General features: G+C 62.8%; 15 protein-coding genes. 9 read left to right on the top strand and 6 right to left on the bottom strand.

The genetic code is table 11. The features are described 5' to 3' along the window. Positions 1 to 132 precede the first annotated feature (132 nt). The gene (locus tag ACOFKT_RS14995; protein ID WP_419804791.1) at positions 133 to 2,085 is read right to left on the bottom strand and encodes a glycoside hydrolase family 15 protein; all 1,953 of its coding nucleotides are present in this window, start codon (positions 2,083 to 2,085) and stop codon (positions 133 to 135) included. Between the two features lie 110 nt (positions 2,086 to 2,195). Here ACOFKT_RS14995 and ACOFKT_RS14990 point away from each other — a divergent pair, with 110 nt between their 5' ends. The 7 genes from ACOFKT_RS14990 to ACOFKT_RS14960 all read left to right on the top strand — a co-directional run bounded on the left by ACOFKT_RS14990 (position 2,196) and on the right by ACOFKT_RS14960 (position 10,449). Further along, positions 2,196 to 4,298, top strand: coding sequence for an alpha-1,4-glucan--maltose-1-phosphate maltosyltransferase (locus ACOFKT_RS14990; RefSeq protein WP_419804790.1), 2,103 nt, complete (start codon positions 2,196 to 2,198; stop codon positions 4,296 to 4,298). A gap of 10 nt (positions 4,299 to 4,308) precedes the next feature. Next, positions 4,309 to 4,722, top strand: a complete 414-nt coding sequence (locus ACOFKT_RS14985) for a YybH family protein (protein WP_419804789.1) — start codon at positions 4,309 to 4,311, stop codon at positions 4,720 to 4,722. 89 nt (positions 4,723 to 4,811) lie between these two features. Then, positions 4,812 to 4,979, top strand: coding sequence for a hypothetical protein (locus tag ACOFKT_RS14980; protein ID WP_419804788.1), 168 nt, complete (start codon positions 4,812 to 4,814; stop codon positions 4,977 to 4,979). Positions 4,980 to 5,485: 506 nt separating this feature from the next. Beyond that, the gene (locus ACOFKT_RS14975) at positions 5,486 to 7,600 is read left to right on the top strand and encodes an exopolysaccharide transport family protein (protein ID WP_419804787.1); all 2,115 of its coding nucleotides are present in this window, start codon (positions 5,486 to 5,488) and stop codon (positions 7,598 to 7,600) included. Positions 7,601 to 7,698: 98 nt separating this feature from the next. Then, complete coding sequence (locus ACOFKT_RS14970) at positions 7,699 to 8,505, top strand: polysaccharide biosynthesis/export family protein (RefSeq protein ID WP_419804786.1); 807 nt, start codon at positions 7,699 to 7,701, stop codon at positions 8,503 to 8,505. Positions 8,506 to 8,857: 352 nt separating this feature from the next. Next, the gene (locus ACOFKT_RS14965; RefSeq protein ID WP_419804785.1) at positions 8,858 to 10,087 is read left to right on the top strand and encodes a glycosyltransferase; all 1,230 of its coding nucleotides are present in this window, start codon (positions 8,858 to 8,860) and stop codon (positions 10,085 to 10,087) included. Between the two features lie 131 nt (positions 10,088 to 10,218). Continuing rightward, positions 10,219 to 10,449 (top strand): DUF3606 domain-containing protein, encoded by a 231-nt coding sequence (locus ACOFKT_RS14960; RefSeq protein WP_419804784.1) that lies wholly within the window; start codon positions 10,219 to 10,221, stop codon positions 10,447 to 10,449. A gap of 16 nt (positions 10,450 to 10,465) precedes the next feature. On the opposite strand, the gene ACOFKT_RS14955 is transcribed toward ACOFKT_RS14960, so the two are convergent. Next, entirely contained in the window at positions 10,466 to 12,376 is a 1,911-nt protein-coding gene (locus ACOFKT_RS14955; RefSeq protein ID WP_419804783.1) for a glycoside hydrolase family 2 protein, read from the bottom strand. A 340-nt stretch (positions 12,377 to 12,716) separates the two neighbouring features. On the opposite strand from ACOFKT_RS14955, the gene ACOFKT_RS14950 reads away from it, so the two are divergent. Then, positions 12,717 to 13,985 (top strand): glycerophosphodiester phosphodiesterase family protein, encoded by a 1,269-nt coding sequence (locus ACOFKT_RS14950; RefSeq protein WP_419804782.1) that lies wholly within the window; start codon positions 12,717 to 12,719, stop codon positions 13,983 to 13,985. 131 nt (positions 13,986 to 14,116) lie between these two features. Here the strand turns inward: ACOFKT_RS14950 and ACOFKT_RS14945 are convergent, their stop codons facing one another. The 4 genes from ACOFKT_RS14945 to purL all read right to left on the bottom strand — a co-directional run bounded on the left by ACOFKT_RS14945 (position 14,117) and on the right by purL (position 19,548). Further along, positions 14,117 to 14,539, bottom strand: a complete 423-nt coding sequence (locus ACOFKT_RS14945; protein WP_419804781.1) for a thioredoxin family protein — start codon at positions 14,537 to 14,539, stop codon at positions 14,117 to 14,119. A 269-nt stretch (positions 14,540 to 14,808) separates the two neighbouring features. Continuing rightward, positions 14,809 to 16,266 carry an amidophosphoribosyltransferase gene (purF, locus tag ACOFKT_RS14940; RefSeq protein ID WP_419804780.1) on the bottom strand — a complete coding sequence of 486 codons (1,458 nt, stop codon included), beginning with the start codon at positions 16,264 to 16,266 and terminating at the stop codon, positions 14,809 to 14,811. 67 nt (positions 16,267 to 16,333) lie between these two features. Continuing rightward, positions 16,334 to 16,753 (bottom strand): nucleotidyltransferase substrate binding protein, encoded by a 420-nt coding sequence (locus ACOFKT_RS14935; RefSeq protein WP_419804779.1) that lies wholly within the window; start codon positions 16,751 to 16,753, stop codon positions 16,334 to 16,336. Further along, the gene (purL, locus tag ACOFKT_RS14930) at positions 16,750 to 19,548 is read right to left on the bottom strand and encodes a phosphoribosylformylglycinamidine synthase subunit PurL (protein ID WP_419804778.1); all 2,799 of its coding nucleotides are present in this window, start codon (positions 19,546 to 19,548) and stop codon (positions 16,750 to 16,752) included. Before purL ends, ACOFKT_RS14935 begins: the two co-directional genes overlap by 4 nt. On the opposite strand from purL, the gene ACOFKT_RS14925 reads away from it, so the two are divergent. Further along, positions 19,547 to 20,026: a superinfection immunity protein gene (locus tag ACOFKT_RS14925; RefSeq protein WP_419804777.1), complete on the top strand. Its 480-nt coding sequence runs from the start codon at positions 19,547 to 19,549 to the stop codon at positions 20,024 to 20,026. The two genes, purL and ACOFKT_RS14925, sit on opposite strands and share 2 nt — an antisense overlap. Position 20,027 lies beyond the last annotated feature (1 nt).

Raw genomic sequence — 20,027 nt, 5'->3', positions numbered from 1 at the left:
GCGCCGCCTGTTCATGCATTCAAGATTTGCTTCAGAGCGGTTAGGTGCAGCCGCCCGCAGGCAGGTTGCACTCACAGCGCCCCACCCGTCAGATGCCGCCAAGTGGCGCGGCCTACTTTCATATGGCACGGCCTACTTCGCGGCTTCCGGACTGTCCGGGTACATGTGACCGTTCCACGGGCCTTTGGCATCCCCCAGGATCATGGCTGTGTGGCACAGGGACAAATGCGACAGCGCCTGCGGAAAATTACCGAGCTGGCGCCTGCTTTTGGTGTCGTACTCTTCCGCCAGCAGGCCGACTTCGTTGCGCAGCCCAAGCAGCTTGTCGAAATACGCTGCGGCCTCGTCGCGGCGGCCTGCAATGTGCAGTCCGGCGGCATACCAGAACGAACATGCCAGAAATGCGCCCTCGCCCGCGGGCAGGCCGTCCTTGCCGCCCGCCGTGTCATACCGCAGCACAAGATCGTCGACCAGCAGATGCTCTTCGATCGCGTGCAGGGTGCCGAGCACGCGCGGGTCGTCGCCCGGCAAAAATCCGACCAATGGAATGCGCAGCGTCGCGGCATCCAGCCGGTCGGATCCGTAGCTTTGCACAAACGTGTTGCGCTTCCGATCAAAGCCGTGTTCCAGAATGTCTTCGCGCAGGTCGTCGCGGTTCCGGCGCCAGCCCTCTACGATCTCGGCGAACTTTGCGGCGTCCGGATCGCTCCCCTGGTGCGATTCGTAGGCGTGAATGGCGCGGTCAAACGCGACCCAGGCCATCAGCTTGCTGTGGACATAGTGCTTGCGTTCGCCACGCACCTCCCAGATGCCGCTGTCCGGCTCACGCCAGATGCGGGACAGGTGTTCCAGCAGGCCCACGGCCATGCTGCGAATGTCTTTGCGCCACATGTCATGGTCGCCGACCGGCGTCCGGGTGAGTGCTGTGATCAGGTCACCGTAGTTATCAAGCTGCACCTGCTCCACGGCGGCGTTGCCGATGCGCACGGGCTTGGAATACTCATAGCCGGGCAGCCAGTCCGCCTCCCATTCGTTCAGCAGTTGTTCGCCCTTGATGCCGTACACCGCACGGAACTGGTCCGGCGTGCCCGCCATGGCGCGCAAGAGCCAGCCGCGCCATGCCATGGCCTCCTCTGTGAAGCCGGAGTGCAGTAGCACCAGAATGGTGAACGCGGCATCCCGGATCCAGCAGTAGCGATAGTCCCAGTTCCGTTCGCCGCCGATCTTCTCCGGCAGTCCGGTCGTAATGGCCGCGACCAGGCCGCCGCTGGGCTGATACGTCATCGCCTTCAGCGTGATCAGCGATCGCTCGACCGCCTCGTGATACTTCGCGTTCCCGTCAAAGGTGTTTTTTGCGATCCACTCTTCCCAGTACTGCACCGTGTCGTTGTAGGCGTCATAAGCATCGAAATTTTCAGGATCTTCACCGGTCGACGATCCGTAACTCAGCACAAAGCAGATGCTTTCGCCCTCGTGGACTGTGAAGTCGCTGGCGGTACACAGGCCTTCACCGTGCACCGGCGCCGCCGTACGCAGCGTAATCAGGTGCGGCCCGTTTACCGCGCGCAGGCAGTTATCTCTCATCGTGACCCACGGCACGGTGCGCCCGTAATCGAAGCGCATCGTCAGCTGCATGCGCATCTTCACCTCTCCGCGCACGCCTCGCACAATCCGCACCACGTCGCTGTTCTTGCCGCGCGGCGGCATAAAGTCGCTGACGTGGACCTCGCCTTCCAGCGTGGTCCACGTCTTCTCCACGATCAGCGTCTTTGGCCGGTACTGCCAGTCCTCGCCGATGATCGCCTCGTCCTTCGCCGGGCGAATCTGGAAGAACCCGTTGTCTGACGTGCCCAGCAGCCCCGCAAACACAGCGCCGTCTGAAAATGTCGGCCAGCACAGCCAGTCCAGTGAGCCGTTTTTGCAGATCAGCGCACCTGTCTCCAGGTCGCCGATCATGGCGTAGTCTTCAATGCGCGCAGCCTGCAGCGGCGGTTGCCCCTCTGCTTTGTGCAATATCCTGTCCAGCAAACTCATGCGGTCAATCTGTCCTTCAGCCGGCCGCGTCAGGGCGCGCAAAACCGGCATCTCATCTGTTCGTGCGCAGATCGGTGTCTTACCAGTCGGATGCGGGGACGCCGCATTACGTCACACAGCGCACACAACACGGCGACACCGTGGGAAAGAGAAGGTCTGATTTGAAGCCGAGCGAAGGCCGCAGCCGCGTCATCATCGAGGAAGTATCGCCGGAGGTGGACGGCGGCCGCTATGCCGCCAAACGCGTGCTGGGCGACACCGTCGCGGTCACCGCCGCCATTTTCGGCGACGGCCACGACCACCTGGGCGCGCGCCTGCTGTACCGCCGCGACGAGGAAAAGACCTGGCGCTATGCACCCTTTACCGCCCTCGGCAACGACCTGTGGCAGGCGAAATTCAAAGCCGAAACGCTCGGCCCGTGGCGCTTCACCGTGCAGGCCTGGATCGACCACTTCGACACCTGGCTGCACGATCTCTACAAGCGCATTGACGCACAGGGCACCGCGGACCAGCAGCATGGCGTCAACCTGAATGAGCCGCTGCCCGGCACGTCCACACCGCAGCCGGGCACTGCGCCCGCCGCCATCGCGCCCTCCGCCGCGCCCCCCGCCGCGCTCAGCACCGCCGCCGCCGATGTCGCGCTCGCCTTCCGCTCCGGCGCCATCCTGCTCGACACGGCATCCAGCCGCGCCAAGGACGAAGACGCCAAAACCCTGAAGGCCGCCGCGGGCCGCCTGCGCGCGATCGCCGAGCGCCCGCCGGAGAACGGCCGCAGCTACGATTTCCCGCTCGACGACGCCATCGTGGCGCTCGCCATGAAGTACCCCGACCTCAGCTTCATGGCCACCTACGCGCGCGAAGTCCCGCTCTGGGTCGACCGGCAGCGCGCCCAGTTCTCTTCCTGGTACGAGTTCTTCCCGCGCTCGCTCGGCAAGAACGGCAAGCACGGCACCCTGCGCGACGTGGCGGACTACCTGCCAACCGTTGCGGCGATGGGCTTCGACGTCGTCTACATGCCCCCCATCCACCCCATCGGCACTGCCTTCCGCAAGGGCAAGAACAACTCCACCGTTGCCGAGCCCGGTGACGTCGGCTCGCCCTGGGCCATCGGCAACGCCGATGGCGGCCACAAGGCCATCCTGCGCGAGCTCGGCAACTTCGCCGACTTCGATCACCTGATCACCACCGCCAAAGGCCTTAATCTCGACATCGCACTCGACATCGCCTTCCAGTGCTCGCCCGACCACCCCTGGGTCAAGCAGCATCCTGACTGGTTCTCCATCCGCCCCGACGGGTCGATCCAGTATGCGGAGAACCCGCCCAAGAAATACCAGGACATCTACCCCATCAACTTCGAGTCCAGCGACTGGCAGGCCCTCTGGCAAGAGCTCTACAGCGTCTTTGCCTTCTGGGTCGACAGGGGCGTCCGCGTCTTCCGCGTCGACAACCCGCACACCAAGGCGCTGCCGTTCTGGGAGTGGTGCATCGCCGAGGTTCACAAGGCGACCCCCGACGTCATCTTCCTGGCCGAAGCCTTCACGCGCCCGCACGTCATGTACTCGCTCGCCAAGGGCGGCTATACCCAGAGCTACACCTACTTCAGTTGGCGCAATACGAAGGCCGAGCTGACCGAGTACCTGAAGGAAGTCACGCAGCCACCCGTCAGCGACTTCTTCCGCCCGAACCTGTGGCCCAACACGCCAGACATCCTGCCCAAACCACTGCAGGTCCCGAATCCTGCGCTCTACCGGCAGCGCATCGTCCTCGCCGCCACGCTCGGCGCCAGCTACGGCGTCTACGGCCCCGCCTACGAACTCATGGAGCACAAGCCCGCAAAGCCCGGCGCCGAGGAATACCTCAACAGCGAGAAGTACCAGCTTCGCGAGTGGAACCTTGACGACCCAAACAGCCTCGCGCCCCTCTACACGGTGCTGAACACGCTGCGGCACCAGCATCCAGCGCTGCAGACCAATGAACACCTGCGCTTCCACACCATCGGCAACGACCAGCTGCTCTGCTACAGCAAGCGCACCGGCGACGACGTCATTCTGTGCGTCGTCAATCTCGACCCAGACACCGTGCAGACCGGCTTTACCGATCTCGACGTGCTTGCGCTCGGCGTCGACAGCGGCGCGCCCTACACGGTTGAAGACGTCCTGACCGGCGAGTCCTACACCTGGCAGGGCGCGCGCAACCACGTGTCACTGGACCCGGCAAAGCAGCCCGCCCACATCTTCATCCTGCGCCGGCAGGCTGTGTCGTAAAGGGGAACGCATGGAAACCGACAACCAGCAGGACGAAAACCAACAAGACAAGGCCGCCATCCACGCTCTCATCCAGGACTGGCTCGACTCCACCAAACGCGGCGACATGGAACACGTCCTCTCGCTCGCTCATGAGGATCTGCTCTTCCACACGCCCAGCGGTGAGCCCTTCGGCAAAGCCGCCTTCGCCGAACAGGGCGCGCTTCCGCCGGGCGCTACCATGGACGGCACCGCCGACACGCCGGAGGTCGTCGTCTGCGGCGACCTTGGCTACGCACGCACCCATCTGGACATGACCCTGACCATGCCCGGCGGCAAAGCCACTCGTTTGGCGGGCTGGTCGCTCACCCTCTACAAGCGCAGTACCGAAGGCATATGGCAGCTCTGGCGCGATGCCAACCTGGTAAAACCTGTGCCGGCGTAGGGAAGCGGCCTCTGTAGCCGATAAGCTATGGGAAGAGGTCTATACCGCTGGCGCTCCTTCACCTCATCCTGTGGCTCATTCACGCCGTCGTGCGCGCCCTCGCGTCCGCCATCGTTGACGTTTTCACCAGCCTCGCCGGCCTGCTCATCGCACTCGGCGTCATCGTCGCGGTCGCGGTCGGTATGGCCAGCGCCTTTGGCCTGGGTGGCTTCGGCTTGTGGGCTCGACGCAAACGCAACCGCGCCGAAGACGTGTAGCCGCAGCCGGGACCTGACTCAAATCGTTTTCCCACAGACCTGGCTTCTGAATCGTTTTGCAGTGTCATTCTGAGCGTGGCGAAGGATCTGCTTTCTTCCCCGGATCGGCACTACGCCTCGACGACAACAGCTCTAGCCACGCCCGTCGACGAACTCCGTCCTTCTCAAATTCTGGGGCCACGCCCCGATCCCTACCCACCTGCAGCGCATCCACAAACTTCCGTCACAAACAGCACGCGTGTCGCGTCCTCTCCGGCGTTCCCGTCTGCTTGCCTCACGTTCTGTCCTTCCATCTGCACTGAAAGCGTTCGCACCTTGTCCCGGCAAGCCGCTCCATGTCACAGCGACAGCATGCCCTTCCAACATCGGCACGGCTCGCACAAAGGTGAACCATCGCTTGTTCCCCCTCCGTGTTCCGTAATGCCTCATCCATGGTGCGAACGCTACACTTCGCCCAAAGGCCTCTTTTACACGATGCAGCTATATTCCAAACCGCGGTTCCGCGCTTGAGCGCCGCCACCACGACCAAGCTGCGCCAGATCGTGGTGGAAGCCATCTTTCGCCGCAAGCGCCTTTTCCTGTTTCTTGTTCTTTCCATCATGGCCGCGGTGCTCGCCTTCACGTTCCTGATCCCGAGGCAATACAAATCCGAAGCCAAGCTCATCGTGCAGAACGTGCGAGAAGCCGCGCCCCTCAGCGCAACCGCGCCCGTCCACCAGACCACGCGGAACGAAGTCTCCGAATCCGAGATCAACAGCGAAGCCGATCTGCTGCAAAGCCCCATGATCGCCCACATGGCCGTGGGCGCGCCCACGGGCGGCGTGCAGACGCATCATGCGCAGCAGGAAATCAATCGGCTTAGCCACCACCTTAAGGTTGACCCCGTCCACCAGACCAGCCTTATCAATCTGAGCTACACCGCGCAAACGCCCGACCAGGCGAACCGCGAACTGCAGCGCGTGATCGACTCCTATTTCGAAGCGCGCGCCGGTCATTCCATGGGCACCGGCGCGGCAGATTTCTTCAACGGCCAGCTCGAGAAGGCGAAGCGTCAGCTCGACGCCGACCAGCAGGCCCTCACCGACTACGGCCTGAAGCACGACATCAGCGAATTGGACGACGAGAAAAAGCTGCAGCTCGCCCGCGTTTCCTCGCTGCAGGACCAGATCGCCCAGATCGACAGCCAGCTCGCCATGCAGCGCACCCGCCGCGCCCAGCAGGCCGAGCAATTGCAGAACACGCCCGCGCGCTCCCGCGGCCTTGAGCGCAGCATCACCAACCAGTACTCGCAGGAGCGGCTCAACACCTCTCTGGTCGACCTGGAAAACCGCCGCGCCGAGCTGGTTCGCCGCTACGCTCCCTCCGACCGCCAGATTCTCGAACTCGACGACAAGATCGCCAACACCAAGCTCGCCATCAGCGACGCCGCCAGCAAGCCCGCCGCCGAAACCGCGACGGAGGTCAACCCCGTCTACCAGCAGCTTTCCAGCGCCGTCGCCATGTCTGAGGGTGAGGTCTCAGGCTCCCAGGCGCAACGCGCCGTGCTGCAGCACCAGTTTGACCAGGCGCAGAACCGCCTTGATGAGCTCGAACGCGCCACCACCGACGTCAACGCCCTCAAGCGCAACCTCGACCAGGCCCGCACCGACTACGCCCTTTACGCCCAGCGCAAGGCGGACGCCCACATCTCCGCCGAGCTCGACAAGATGAAGATTTTCGACGTGTCGCTGGTGCAGCCGCCCTACTCTACCGGCGAGCCCGTGCGGCCCAGGCCGTTGCTCTACGCCGTCACCGGCCTTGTCTTCGCCTTTCTCTTCGCCACCCTTGTGGTCGTCTATCTCGACACGTCGTCCGGCTACTTCTACACGCCCGGCCAGCTGGACAATCTAACCGGCACCCGCACCCTGGCCACCCTTGCCGACGCCCACACCGCGCCCCACGCCGAAGAAATCAACGCGCTCGAGTACCGCCGGCTGCTCTACGGTATCCACAAAGCCATGCAGCAGCGCCGCCTTGACCCCCACGGCAGCAGCATTCTGCCGATGGTTGACACGCCCCACGGCGAGTGGCCGCGCGGCGTCATCGCGCAGGAAGCCTACGTCATCGCCGTCACCTCCTCCGTCCGCGGCGAGGGCGTCTCCTACATCACCGAGCACCTGGCCCACGAGGCCGCGCGCCAGTTCGGCTCCCAGGTCGCCGTCGTCGACATGCGCGAGATGCTGCGCCGCTTCGAAGCGGACGGCAACCTCCGCTTCGGCTTCGCCCTGCAGGAACCCGGCAACTACTGGGTGCTCGCCAACGAAAACGACCGCAACTCCTCCTGGCGCGAAATCGGCTCCCGCGGCAACTTCGCCGCTCGCCTCTGCCCCTGGATCGACCGCGCCCGCGAAGAAATGGACCTCATCCTGCTCGACTGCCCCAGCAACGTCGAATCCACGCTCGGCAGCGAGGTCGAGCCCTGCGTCGACGGCTACGTCGCCGTGGTCAGCGCCGGCTACACACGCAAAGCCTCCGTCGACCAGCTCACCGCCACCCTCTCCGATCGCCGCGTCCCGGTGCTCGGCTACCTTCTCAACCGCCGCACCTACCCGGTTCCACGCTGGCTTCACCGCCTCATCTGATGCCGCGCGCCCGCTTCGGCTGAGCGCGAACCCATTTCGGTACGCAATGCTGCTTTCGTGTGAGTCGCCAACATTGAAGACCGATGCTGATGTCTGAGATGGTCATCCTGACCCCAGCGCACAACTTGCAAACAGCAACGACGCACATGAAGGCAAGGACACCCGACGCCATGACAGACCAAAGCCGGTACTCCTACATCCGCCGCACCTGCACCCGTTGCGGCGCCGCGCTTCTCATCGCTGGCGCCCTCTGCATCTGCATGCGCGCCCAGACCACCACCGACGATCCCAACGGCCCCATCCGCACTTCGGAAGCCATGACCGGCACCACCGGCGAGTACCTCCTCCGCCCGGGCGACGTCGTCTCGGTCAATTACCGCTTCACCCCCGAATTCGACGACACCGCCACCGTCTCACCGGACGGCCGCGTCGCCCTCAAAAACATCGGCCTGGTCGCCGCCGCCGTCGGCACCGTGCAGGAACTGCAGCAGCACATCGTCAAAGCCGCATCCGCCCAGCTCGTCAGCCCGGAGATCACCGTCACCCTAAAAGACTTCGAACGCCCGCAGATCACCGTCGGCGGCGAGGTCAACCTGCCCGGCCATTTCGAGCTCCGCAAACCCACCACCGCGCTCGGCGCCATCCTTCTGGCTGGCGGCCCCAAGCAGGACGGCGCCATGAACCATGTCTTCCTCTTCCGCCGCGTCAACGGCGAGCTCGCCGAAACCTACGTCCTGCACCTGAACCATCTTCGCGAAGGCCGGCACGCCTCGGACGACATCCTGCTCAAGCCGGACGACATGATCCTCGTCCGCCACGACAAGCTTTCCACCGTCGAGCGTTACATGAAGATCGTCAACCTCGCCGTCTATTTCAACCCGATCGGCAACAACGGCATTTTCTAAAACGATCGACGGCGCCCTGACTCAATTCGAACTGCGCGAAGCGAGTCGATTGCACCAACTCAATCCGAACGTCCTGAAAACCTGTCATTTCGACCGGAGCAGGACAGCGCTATCGTCCTGCGTAGCGGACTCGCCGCCTGCACCGAAACCTGCATTCTTCTCTGGTCGCCGGCTCCCTTACTCAGTACGCACGCTCGGTCTGCTCCCGATCAAGGAAGCCGCAAAAGAACTGACCCATCACTCCCTCCAGGGAAGTGTTCGCCAGGCTTCCAAGCGTTCGCGTCCGGCAGGTAGGTTCCAGCCGATACATCTTTCGTGTGCTGTTCTAGCCCCTGTTGGTGGTGTAACTATCATGGGACAGCAAAACCTGCCGCACGGAACACCTGAACTCAAGATTCGCAAACTGCGCCTTTCGCAGAAACTACGAGAAGACACCCGCCCCGACACGATGAACGGCCCCTGGCAAATTCTGGACGTAGGCAGCATCTGGATGCGCGAATTCGCGTGCGCCATGGCACAGGAAACAGAGGTTGTCGCCTGGTGGCCTGTCATGCGGTCCATGGGCGCGCTGGAGCACTGGGAACGCGTCGAGCGCCACGGCAGCCCAGAGTTGCAGGTGCTTCGCTTTCCGCTGCAACGCGGTTACGCGCGCCCACCGCTTCAACAACTTTTTCCGTACCACCAAAAACTGCTGCGGCGCCTCCAGACCCGGTGCCCTGGAACGGCTTCGCCTCTGGTCTGCACCACGCCGTTCTACGCTCCAGTCGCCGAGCGCTGGCCCGGCCCCGTGGTCTACTACGTCACCGACATGACGGCCGAGTACGTCGGCCTGAACCGGCGTCAGGTCGTCCAGCTCGACAGGCGCATGTGCCAGGCCGCCACCGCCGTCTGCCCCAACTCCGGCCGCATCCGCGACTACCTACTTCGGGAAGCGGCATGCAGCCCCGCCAAGCTCACCGTTGTGCCCAACGCAACCCGGCAGGAAAACATAGCAGCCGCGCCTCTGCTCGCTCCCGGCGAACGGCCCAAACTGATCCGCCACGTCGAGCGCCCCATCGCGGGCGTGATCGGCAACCTGTCAGGAAACATGGACTGGCTTCTGCTCGAGGACGCGATCCGGCAAACCCCCTGGCTGCACTGGGTCATGGTCGGCCCCACCGACATGCCCATCCCGGACGCCTGCCAGGCCGAAGCGCGCGCACGCATCATGCGCGACCCGTGCGTCACCTTTACCGGCGCAAAGCCTTACGGCGAACTCCAGGCGTACGCCCGGTGTTTCAACGTCGCCGTCCTGCCCTACCGCAAAAAGGAACCAACCTACTCCGGCAGTTCCACCCGCTTTTATGAGCACCTCGCCGCCTGCCGTCCCATGGTCGCCACCCGCGGTTTTGCCGAGCTTCTGGAAAAGCCGCCCCTGCTGGAACTGGTGGACACCCCCGGCGAAATGGTGGCAGCCATCGACCAGCTGCGCGACACGGACTTCCACGACGGGCACGAGGCCGAACGCTGGCAGGCAAGCCGGCACGCCACCTGGACGGACCGCGCCCGCTCGCTGATGCACGCCCTCGAACAGCGGCTCTGATCCGCGCCCCATCCGCCGGCCCGCTCCGCCGCCCCGTCCGCTCCCGGTCAAGCGGCGAACCCCGCTCCCCCAAAGCGAGTGGGGCGTACGATGAACTTCGGTTGTCCGCACGCCGTCACGAGGAAAACGCATTGTCCGAGCACCACAACGTCCCCAAGGAACACGCCCCGCACGCCCTGCACGAAGAACACACCAAAGGTCCTCACGACCCTAAGGTCATCAACCCCAAGCTGTCCTCCGATATCGCCTACTGGTCCAAAGAGTTCGGCGTCTCCGGCGACGCTCTCCACGAGGCCATCCGCACTCACGGCGTCCACGTCGACAAGGTCCGCGCCGCCCTGCACGCCGGCAAGTCCTCCTAGACAAGTCCTCTTACATCTAGTGAGTCACGAGTCCATCGCTTATTTGCTTGAGCCGCTCCGGAGGCAGTTTGCTGACTTCGCGATCGTAGGTCAGCAGGCCGTTGACCTCGCCTTCCACATCAGTGGTTTGCGTGTATACCGCCGCGCTCAGTCCGAAGTATTTCGATTGGCGGATAATTTCCTGCATCTTGCGCTGGTACCGCACTTCGTAATCAGCCTGATCCTTCGCGGTCTGATACCCCCAGTTGTTGCGGCCTGGAAACCATAGATGGCCCTCGATGGGAAGGCCGATTCCGCCGTACTCGCCAATTGCGATGGCTCGTTCTGTATGGCGCAGAGGAACGTCCGGCACCTCACCATAAGTATGGATGTCGAAAATGTCTGAAGCCTTGTCTCCAGTGTCGAGCCAGCCCGATGTCTTGTTCACGACGCGTGTTGGATCCAGTGCTTTCACTAACTGGGCCAGGCGAGTCGAGGCGTGCTGACCCCAACCTTCGTTATTCACCACCCAGGTGACAATTGACGGATGGCTTCGAAGGTCAAGCACCATGCGGGTCAGTTCATCCTGGATCTCCACCTGCGCGGCCATGGGCAGGAGAGCCTCGTCCTGTGAACCCGGTGTGACGAACTGATCGCCGCTTCCGGCTTCTTCTCCCGACGGCATGTCTTGCCAGATAAGAATGCCGAGACGATCCGCTTCATAGTAGTACTGCGCTGGTTCCACTTTGATGTGTTTTCGTAGCATGTTGAAACCCGCTTGCTTCAGGTAGCTCAACTCCCAGCGGATGGCTTCTTCAGATGGCGGCGTCAGCAAGCCGTCCGGCCACCAGCCTTGATCGAGTGTTCCATTCTGGAAGACAGGGCGGTTGTTCAACAAAAGGGACGGCTGGCCCGGAACTGGACCGGGGCCGATCGAGCTCTTACGCATTGCGAAGTAAGATTCGATTGCATCAAGGGGCTTGCCTGTGGGCTTGACATCGCTGTAGGTCAAGGCCTCTTCGCGGGTGTACCGCCTGTCCCTGCGGTTGTCACGTGTCCCCCCGCTTTGCGTGGCAAGGAAGGGCGACTTGTCGAGCCGAAGCAACTCGACCTTCAGATCGTAAAGGTAGGGGTCGTCCGGTGACCAGAGATGGGGATTCCCGATCGGCAGGACCGCACGCCGGTTTGCACGGACGGTTGTGCTGGCGATAGCTCGTCCGGCAGCAAGCGCCGTGATCCGCACGACATCTTCATCGGTGGCAGCATGATTCAACACGACATCGACGGCCACGGTGGCGCCGTCAATATCCGGGGTCGCATTGACATCCTCCAGGTGAAGAGACGGGACCGGCTCAAGCCACACTGTCTGCCAGATGCCGGTCACGGGTGTATACCAAATGCCCTCCGGCTTCAGCTGCTGCTTGCCACGCGGTTGTGCTCCAGTCGAGGTCGGATCCAGAACCTGGACGACAAGGTCGTTTGAGCCGGGCTTGAGGTAATCCGTGATATCGAACGTGAACGGGTCAGACCCGCCGCGATGCGAACCGACAACGCTTCCATTGACCATGACTTCCGACTCATAGTCAACGGCACCAAAGTGCAGCAGGGTGCGCTCATCCTTCCATTCGCTTGGTACGGTAAAGCTTCGCCGGTACCACAGGCGGTCTGCCGGCGTTACGGATCGCGTCACTCCAGACAGTTTCGACTCAACGGCAAAGGGCACCAGCACCTTGCCGTCCATTGTTGCGGGTAGCAATGCTGCCTTTGGTCGAATCGCGTAATCCCAAAGGCCATTCAGGTTCACCCAGCGGCCGCGCTTCATCTGCGGTCGCGGGTAGCTTCTCCAGGCATTTTCCGGAGTTACAGTCTTGCCCCAGCGCGTGGCAATCGGGCCTGAGTAGACCTTTGTCACTTCCGTTTGAGCGACGGCAGTCGCCGCGAGTGCCATGGCGAATACTGCTGATCGGAGTGCAGATCGAAAGAAAGCTGTACTGAGCACTGGCGTCGCTCCTGGTTTTGAAACTACTCGCGTTGAAGTGTACTCGTCTGCTCAGGATCCAGGTCTCAACGTTTCGCCCGTCCTTTCGTTTCGGAGCGCTATGACCCTGTGCCGCTGCACTCCATGACCCGTGCCGCTGCGGCTTCGGAGATGACCTGCGGTCCGCTATCGATAAGTCGCATTTTCATCGGCAAGAGCGCCCACTTGCAAGGGAGCGCAAGTACAACTCCGGGCACCTTCACCAGATCTTCATGGCGCATTTAGCCATCGTCGGGGCATACTTCCAGCCATGAGGCGTCTCTTGTTTTCGCTCGGCTTTCTGTTCGGCGTTGTGCTTCCATTGGTCGCACAACAACCCGCGCCCGCGTCGGCCGCATCCGCCTCGGGTATGCCGGGCCAAAGCGCACCGAATACCAATCCAGACAAGCCGAACCCGTTCCTCACCCTGATGCAGCGGGCCGTCGTCCACGCGAAGCAGCACCACGCGCTTACGCCGCTGCTCTCGCCCATCGACCGCACCGTCGCGCCCGCCGCCTTCGCGGCAAACGCCGAAACAGCCGCCCGACGCCTCACCTCTGAAACCGTACCCGTGGAAGCGCTGCACAGCATCGGTGTCCGCATCGTGCCCTGGACCACCAACGACCCCGAGCAGATGCGCGCCGTCATCCGCACCGGCGTCGACGGCCTGATCAGCGACCGTCCTGACCTGCTGCAGCGCGTCGTCGCGGAGGAGCGCGCGGCCAATCCGAACGATCCGCGCTGGAAAACCTTCGTCGTCAGCGCCCACCGCGGCGGCCGCGGTCTGCGCCCCGAAAACACGCTGCCCAGCTTTGAAAGCGGCCTCGACCAGCTCGCGACCGAGCTCGAAACCGACACCGGCGTTTCCACCGATGGCGTTTCGCTCATTTGGCACGACCAGTTCTACAATCCGCAAAGCTGCCGCCACGCCGACGGCTCGCCCTACACGCTCGCCAATCGCACCTACCTGCGCGATGTCAGCGTCGCACAGGCGCAGCAGACCTTTATCTGCGACAAGCTGCACGGGAGCGCCTTCCCCGACCAGCGGAACGATCTCACGCTTTCGCCCGTCTCGGTCGCCTTCAGCGCAAAGGAGCACCGCCCGCATCCATACGCGCCCACCTACGCCGCGGAACTCTTTCGCTTCGTCCGCTTCTACGTGGATTTCTACAGCACCGGCGCGGGTAAGAACACGCCAGACGCTGCTGAGCGCGCCGCCAATGCCCGCACCGTTCGCTTCAACATCGAAACCAAGCTCTTCCCCAACGACCTGCCGCCGGACGTGAAGCGCATGCAGGAACCCGGCGTCCCACTCGAACTCATCCAGAACCACACCCGTGACCCCCAGGCCTTCGTCGACGCCCTCGCCGGCACCATCCATCGCGAAGGCATGGAAGACCGCTGCGACATCCAAAGCTTCGACTTCCGCACCCTCTTGCTCGTCGCCGAACAGTACCCGCAGATCCCGACCGTCTATCTCACACAGTCACCCACCCTGCTCCGCACCGCCTTTGTCCCCGCCACCCTGCGGCCGGAGTAGGGTGTCAGCCGACCCGATTGGCAATCAAGTTGTCATTTCGACCGGAGCACCCACTGCTTTACCGTGGGTGCGGAGTGGAGAAACCTGCATTCTTCGCGCGCAGCCAAATGCGTCGCGTCTTCCCCCACAACCTACCGCAACCACCCCTGCATTACTGCCGCCGGAACCACCCCCGCCTGCTGCTGCACCACATTACCGCCCTTCAACACCACAAAATTCGGGATCCCCTGAACGCCATAGCGCTGCGCCAACTGCGGATACTTTTCCGTATCCACCTTCAGCACCACGGCGCTCCCGGCCATCGCCTCTGCGGTCTTCGCCACCTCGGGCGCAGCGGTGCGGCACGGCCCACACCAGCTCGCCCAGAAGTCCACCAGCACCGGCACCGTCGCCGTCTGCGCCACCTCATCGAACAGCGCCGGATCAGCATCGATCGGTGCACTCACCGGTGGCAGCGGAGCCTTGCACGCGCCGCAGCGCCCCGTGTCCGCCAAGTGCGCCGCACCCACCCGGTTCTTCTGCCCACACTGCGCACACGCACGGATCACCGCCATCGCTTCACCTCACCCTCCGTAGATGCGCCGCCGCGCCACAACGGAATAAGCCGGTGCACCACTTTGTGTGCATCTGCAGGCAACTCAATACTTATGAGGAACTTACAGGTAAGCCATTCCAGATGAGGAACTTACCGGAGCATCGACAGCTAAGCGTAATGCAAAGAAGAACTTGCGGTTTCTAGGGAGGGGGAAGGGGATCACCCCCGCAGGGCCTCTTCGCACCAAGCACAATCCGAGCGGAACAACGAGGCGGAGTTCAGAAGACTTCATGCAACCGCCGCCGGCAAAATCTCGTCCACATCCACCCACTGCGTCGGATACTCGCCGGTGTAGCAGGCAGTGCAGTAGCGATTCGGCTTTGCGTCGCCCACGGTACACGAGTGCAGCAGGCCATCCAGCGACAGGTAGGCCAGCGAGTCCGCTTCGATAAAGCGCGTGATCTCTTCCAGCGAGTTGTTGGCCGCAATCAGTTCGCGTTTATGAGGCGTGTCCACACCGTAGAAGCAGGGCGAAACTGTGGGCGGACAGCTGATGCGCAGATGCACTTCCTTCGCGCCCGCCGCGCGCACCATGCGCACGATCTTGCGGCTGGTCGTGCCGCGAATGATCGAATCGTCGATCAGCATCACGCGCTTGCCTTCCAGCAGGGCGCGCACCGGGTTCAGCTTCATGCGCACGCCAAAGTCGCGCACCCGCTGCTCCGGCTGGATAAACGTGCGGCCGACGTAATGATTGCGGATCAGGCCGAAGTTGAACGGAACACCGCTTTCTGACGCGTAGCCCAGCGCCGCCGTGACACCGCTGTCGGGCACCGGCACGACCAGGTCCACCGGCACGGCGGACTCGCGGGCAAGCTGGCGACCCATCTCGTCGCGACTCTTCTGCACCCAGCGGCCGAAGATTTTCGAGTCCGGCCGCGCGAAGTAGACGTGTTCAAACACGCAGCTCGCCTGCTTTGTCTCGCGGTTGAAGTAGCGCGAGGTCACACCGTCCTCGCTCACCATCACCAGCTCGCCCGGCTCCACGTCGCGCTCGTATTTTGCGTGCAACAGGTCAAAGGCGCATGTCTCGCTGGCGAAGACAAACGTATCCGGCTTGCCGTCGGTGCCGGGAATGCGTCCCATGGAGAGCGGGCGGAAGCCGTGCGGGTCGCGCGCCGCAAAGATGCGGTTCCGCGTCATCATGACGATCGAAAACGCGCCGTCTACCTGGCCAAGCGAATCGGCGATGCAGTCGACCAGCGTGTTTTCAGCCGAGTGCGCGATGAGCTGCACGATGATCTCGGAGTCGCTGGTCGTCTGAAAGATTGCGCCGTCACGCTCCAGCCGCTCGCGCGCTGTGCCCAGGTTGACCAGGTTGCCGTTGTGCGCGATGGCGATCAGGCCCTTGGTCGATTCCACCTTGATCGGCTGCGCGTTCAGCAGCGCCGAGTCACCGGTGGTCGAGTAGCGCGTGTGCCCGATTGCCAAGTTCCCCGGCAGCTTAGCCAAAACCGGGTCAGTGAAGATTTCACTCACCAGGCCCATGCCTTTTAGGTCGTGAATCTCCTCACCATCGGCAGTCGCAATGCCGCCGGACTCCTGCCCGCGATGCTGGAGGGAATACAACCCCCAATAGGTCATGCGCGCCGCGTCAGGATGGTTGTACAAGGCCATGACGCCGCACTCTTCGCGCAGCTTGTCCAAGTGGTCTTCGGCTTCGTGCACGTCAGAGGGAACAGGCATTAGGGAACAGGAAACATCTTTGCCCGGATCAGAACCGCAGGGGCGATTCTCCGCGGGCGAGTTGACATCAGGCACGCGTCACCAGCTTTCCTTTGAGAGCAGAAGTGAAGCGTTCCAATTCTTCGACGTAGCGCGTGAGCAGCGAACGTAGAGCTACGCCTATGTCCAAGGCAGCAGATTCGAAGAATGTCTCCTTGATAGCCTCGAGAGTCGAACCGTATTCGAGCCAATGCCGAATTGTAGTGAATACCAAACCTTCATCGTTTGCGCGATAGATGACCTCACGAAAGCTCAGGTACGCCGCACCCTCTTCCGTCTCCAGCGCTATAAAAGCTCTGCGAAGCACCTCTTCCGAAAGGTTGAACGTGACCTCGAAGCTCTGCAGGACAGCGTAGTGGAGAGCTTTGTCTTCTGGTGATTGCTCCAAGGCGATCAGGTTCCGCTTCATCCACGCAACGGAACGTCCGTAATTGTCGATGTCAATCATGCGAGGACCACCTCTGCTTCGAGTTGCTGTTTTAAGGTATTTACCGAAGCCAAACTTAACGCTGACAGAGCACACTCTATTTCGCCGAATCCGTCGCTTGAATTGTCGAACGCGACGATCTTGTATGTTTTGCATTCGGTACTGCCGATTGGAAAAGCCTGCACGCTTACGAACGAATCCATCAGTGCGGCGATGACGCCAGCGCTTTGACGTTCACATGTGACGAGTGCCAGCGAACCCCATTCACAGAAGAATGCAGTTGCGGCTGAAACCTCAGGCGCAACTATAAGGTGGACCTCACAACCGACACCGTTTTCGACAGAGGCGCGTGCAAGCGCAACTGCGATGCCTCCGCTTGTTACGTCCGAGCATGAAGTCAAGAGGTTCTTACTTGCAAGCATTGCAAGGCACTCGTTCAACTCCGCTGCTTCATCCAAATGAAGACTGGGACAAGTTCCCCATTCTCTCTGCAGAACCGTTCGTGCGAACTCGGAACTTCCGAATTCCCGCTGGAGAACGGGAGCGATCTGTGCACCAAGATCGACACCGATCAACAGGATTGTGTCGCCTACCGCCTGAAAGCCACTTGGCACGGCTTTGGTCACATCATCGAGGATGCCGACGACACCGAGGACGGGGGTGGGGTAAATGCCTTCGCCTTTGGTTTCGTTGTAGAGCGAGACGTTGCCGCCGGTGATGGGAGTGCCGAGGGCGGTGCAGGCTTCGGCGATGCCGTCGATGGCGAGCGAGAGCTGGGCCATGATTTCGGGTTTTTGCGGGTTGCCGAAGTTCAGGCAGTTGGTGGCGGCGACGGGCGTGGCGCCGGTGCAGGCGACCTTGCGGGCGGCCTCGGCCACGGCGTGCATCGCGCCGAGCTTCGGGTCGAGGTAGGTCCAACGGCCATTACCGGCGAGCGCCATGGCGATGCCGCGCTCGGGCTTCGCTTCCGGGGCTAAAGCCCCATTCTCACCTGCCGTATTCAGCGGGCTAAAGCCCGCTGCTCCCTCCGAATTGGAGTGCAAGGGCTCCTGTACATTACCCGTGCCCTTGATGCGGATGACGCCGGCCTCGGCCTGGCCGGGGCCGAAAACTGTGTTGGTCTGGACCATGCTGTCGTACTGCTCGTAGATGTAGCGCTTGGAGCAGATGTTCGGCGAGGCGAGCAGCTTGAGCAGGTCGGCGGTGTAGTCGCGCGGTTTCTTGAGTTCCTCCAGCACCCACGCGGGTGGGTCGAGCGGCACCGGGGCCTTCCACTCGCCGACAGGGCGGTGGTAGACGGGGGCATCGTCGGTCAGCGATTCGTTCGACAGGTCCGCGACCAGTTCGCCGTGGTGGCGCACGCGCATGCGGTTCTCGGGGATGACGGTGCCGACGACGGAGGCGTCGAGGCCCCACTTTTCGAAAACGTCGAGTACTTCCTGCTCGCGGCCCGCGTGCGCGACCAGAAGCATGCGCTCCTGCGATTCGGAGAGCATGATTTCGTAGCTGGACATGCCGCTGTCGCGCTGCGGCACCAGGTCCAGTTCAATCTCAAGGCCAACGCCGCCGCGCGCGCCCATCTCGCAGGTGGAGCAGGTGAGGCCGGCGGCGCCCATGTCCTGAATGCCGGCGACGGCGCCGGTCTTCATCGCCTCCAGGCAGGCTTCGAGCAGCAGCTTTTCCAGGAACGGATCGCCCATCTGCACGTTGGGACGCTTCTGCTCGCTGCCCTCGGTGAACTCTTCGCTGGCCATGGTCGCGCCGTGGATGCCGTCGCGACCGGTCTTCGCGCCCACGTAAAGCACCGGATTGCCGACGCCGGTCGCCTTGGCATAGAAGATTTCATCGTGCCGGACCAAGCCGAGCGCGAAGGCGTTCAGCAGGGGATTGCCGCTGTAGCAGGCTTCGAAGCGCGTTTCGCCGCCCAGGTTCGGGACGCCAAAGCAGTTGCCGTAGCCGGCGACGCCGTGGACGACGCCCTCCATGACGCTGCGATTTCTGGCGTAGTCGATCGTGGCGGTGCTTGTGCGGTTTGAGACAGCGTCGGCTTCTTCGCTGGTGTCTTCCGTGGCTCCGTGGAATGGTTCGGAGGTGGTGGATGAAGCGGGTTTCTCCACTCCGCTTTGCTCCGGTCGAAATGACAGATCAGAGGAGGGGCGATCCGGTCGAACTGACGAACCGGAAAAGGCGCCATCCGATGGCGACAGCGGGCCGAAGCGGAGTGAATCCATGACGGCCATGGGGCGCGCGCCCATGGTGAAGATGTCGCGCAGGATGCCGCCGACGCCGGTTGCGGCACCCTGGTACGGCTCAATGTAGCTGGGGTGATTGTGCGACTCGATTTTGAAGGCGCACGCCCAGCCGTCGCCCATATCGATGATGCCGGCGTTTTCGCCCGGCCCCTGCACCACCGCGCCGGGACCGCTGGTGCGCTCGCCTTTGGTGGGCAGCCGCTTCAGGTGCACGCGGCTTGACTTGTAGGAGCAGTGCTCCGACCACATGACGCTGTAAATGCCGAGCTCCGTCAGCGACGGCGTGCGGCCCAGCGCGGCCAAGATCTTTGCGTATTCCTCGTCGGTGATGCTGTGCGTCTTCAGCAGCGTGGCAAGCTGCGCGGGCGAGGCTTCCAGCGGCTTCGGAATGTCGGCCGTGGCGTGCGGCGCTCCGGTGACCGCGACCTCCGCCTCGGGGTGGATGGCTGTGGGCTGGCTCACATCCGCTAGTGTCGCACGGGCCGTCCCGCGGAACACTCGCGTATGTGCGCCGCTCGTGGTGCGGTATGCTTCCAGCACACTCAAGCGGAGCGAAACGCCCATGTTTTCTTCCATCTTTTTGGCGGTCTTTGCGATCCTTGGGATCGCACTCGGCCTGGCTCTTTACTTTCTGCCGACGATCATTGCCCAGCAAAAGCGCCATCGCAGCCTGGGCGGCATCTTTGTGCTGAACCTGCTGCTGGGTTGGTCCCTGCTGGGCTGGATCGGCGCCCTGGTCTGGGCCCTGTCGAATCCCGCGCCGGTTGTGATCGTGCAAAACGTACCCGGGTATCCGCCCCAAGCTTACGGTGGCGCGTACCCGCCGCAGCCGGGGTATCCGCCGCAGCAGGGTTATGCGCCGCAGCCGGGGTATGCGCAACAGCCTGGTTACCCGCAACAGCCGGTGTATCCGCCTGCGGCTTTGCCGGTGGATGCGAGTTCTGCAAACTACCCACCGGGAACAACGACATACTCCCAGCAGGCGGCTTCGGATGTTGCAGCGCCGATCGCAGCGCCATCGACCGGGCCGCACCACCCATAGT

The organism is Terriglobus sp. (assembly GCF_965201105.1).
GTDB lineage: Bacteria > Acidobacteriota > Terriglobia > Terriglobales > Acidobacteriaceae > Terriglobus.
Note: the sequence above shows the minus strand (reverse complement) of the source record. Positions and strands in the feature narration are given on the sequence as shown.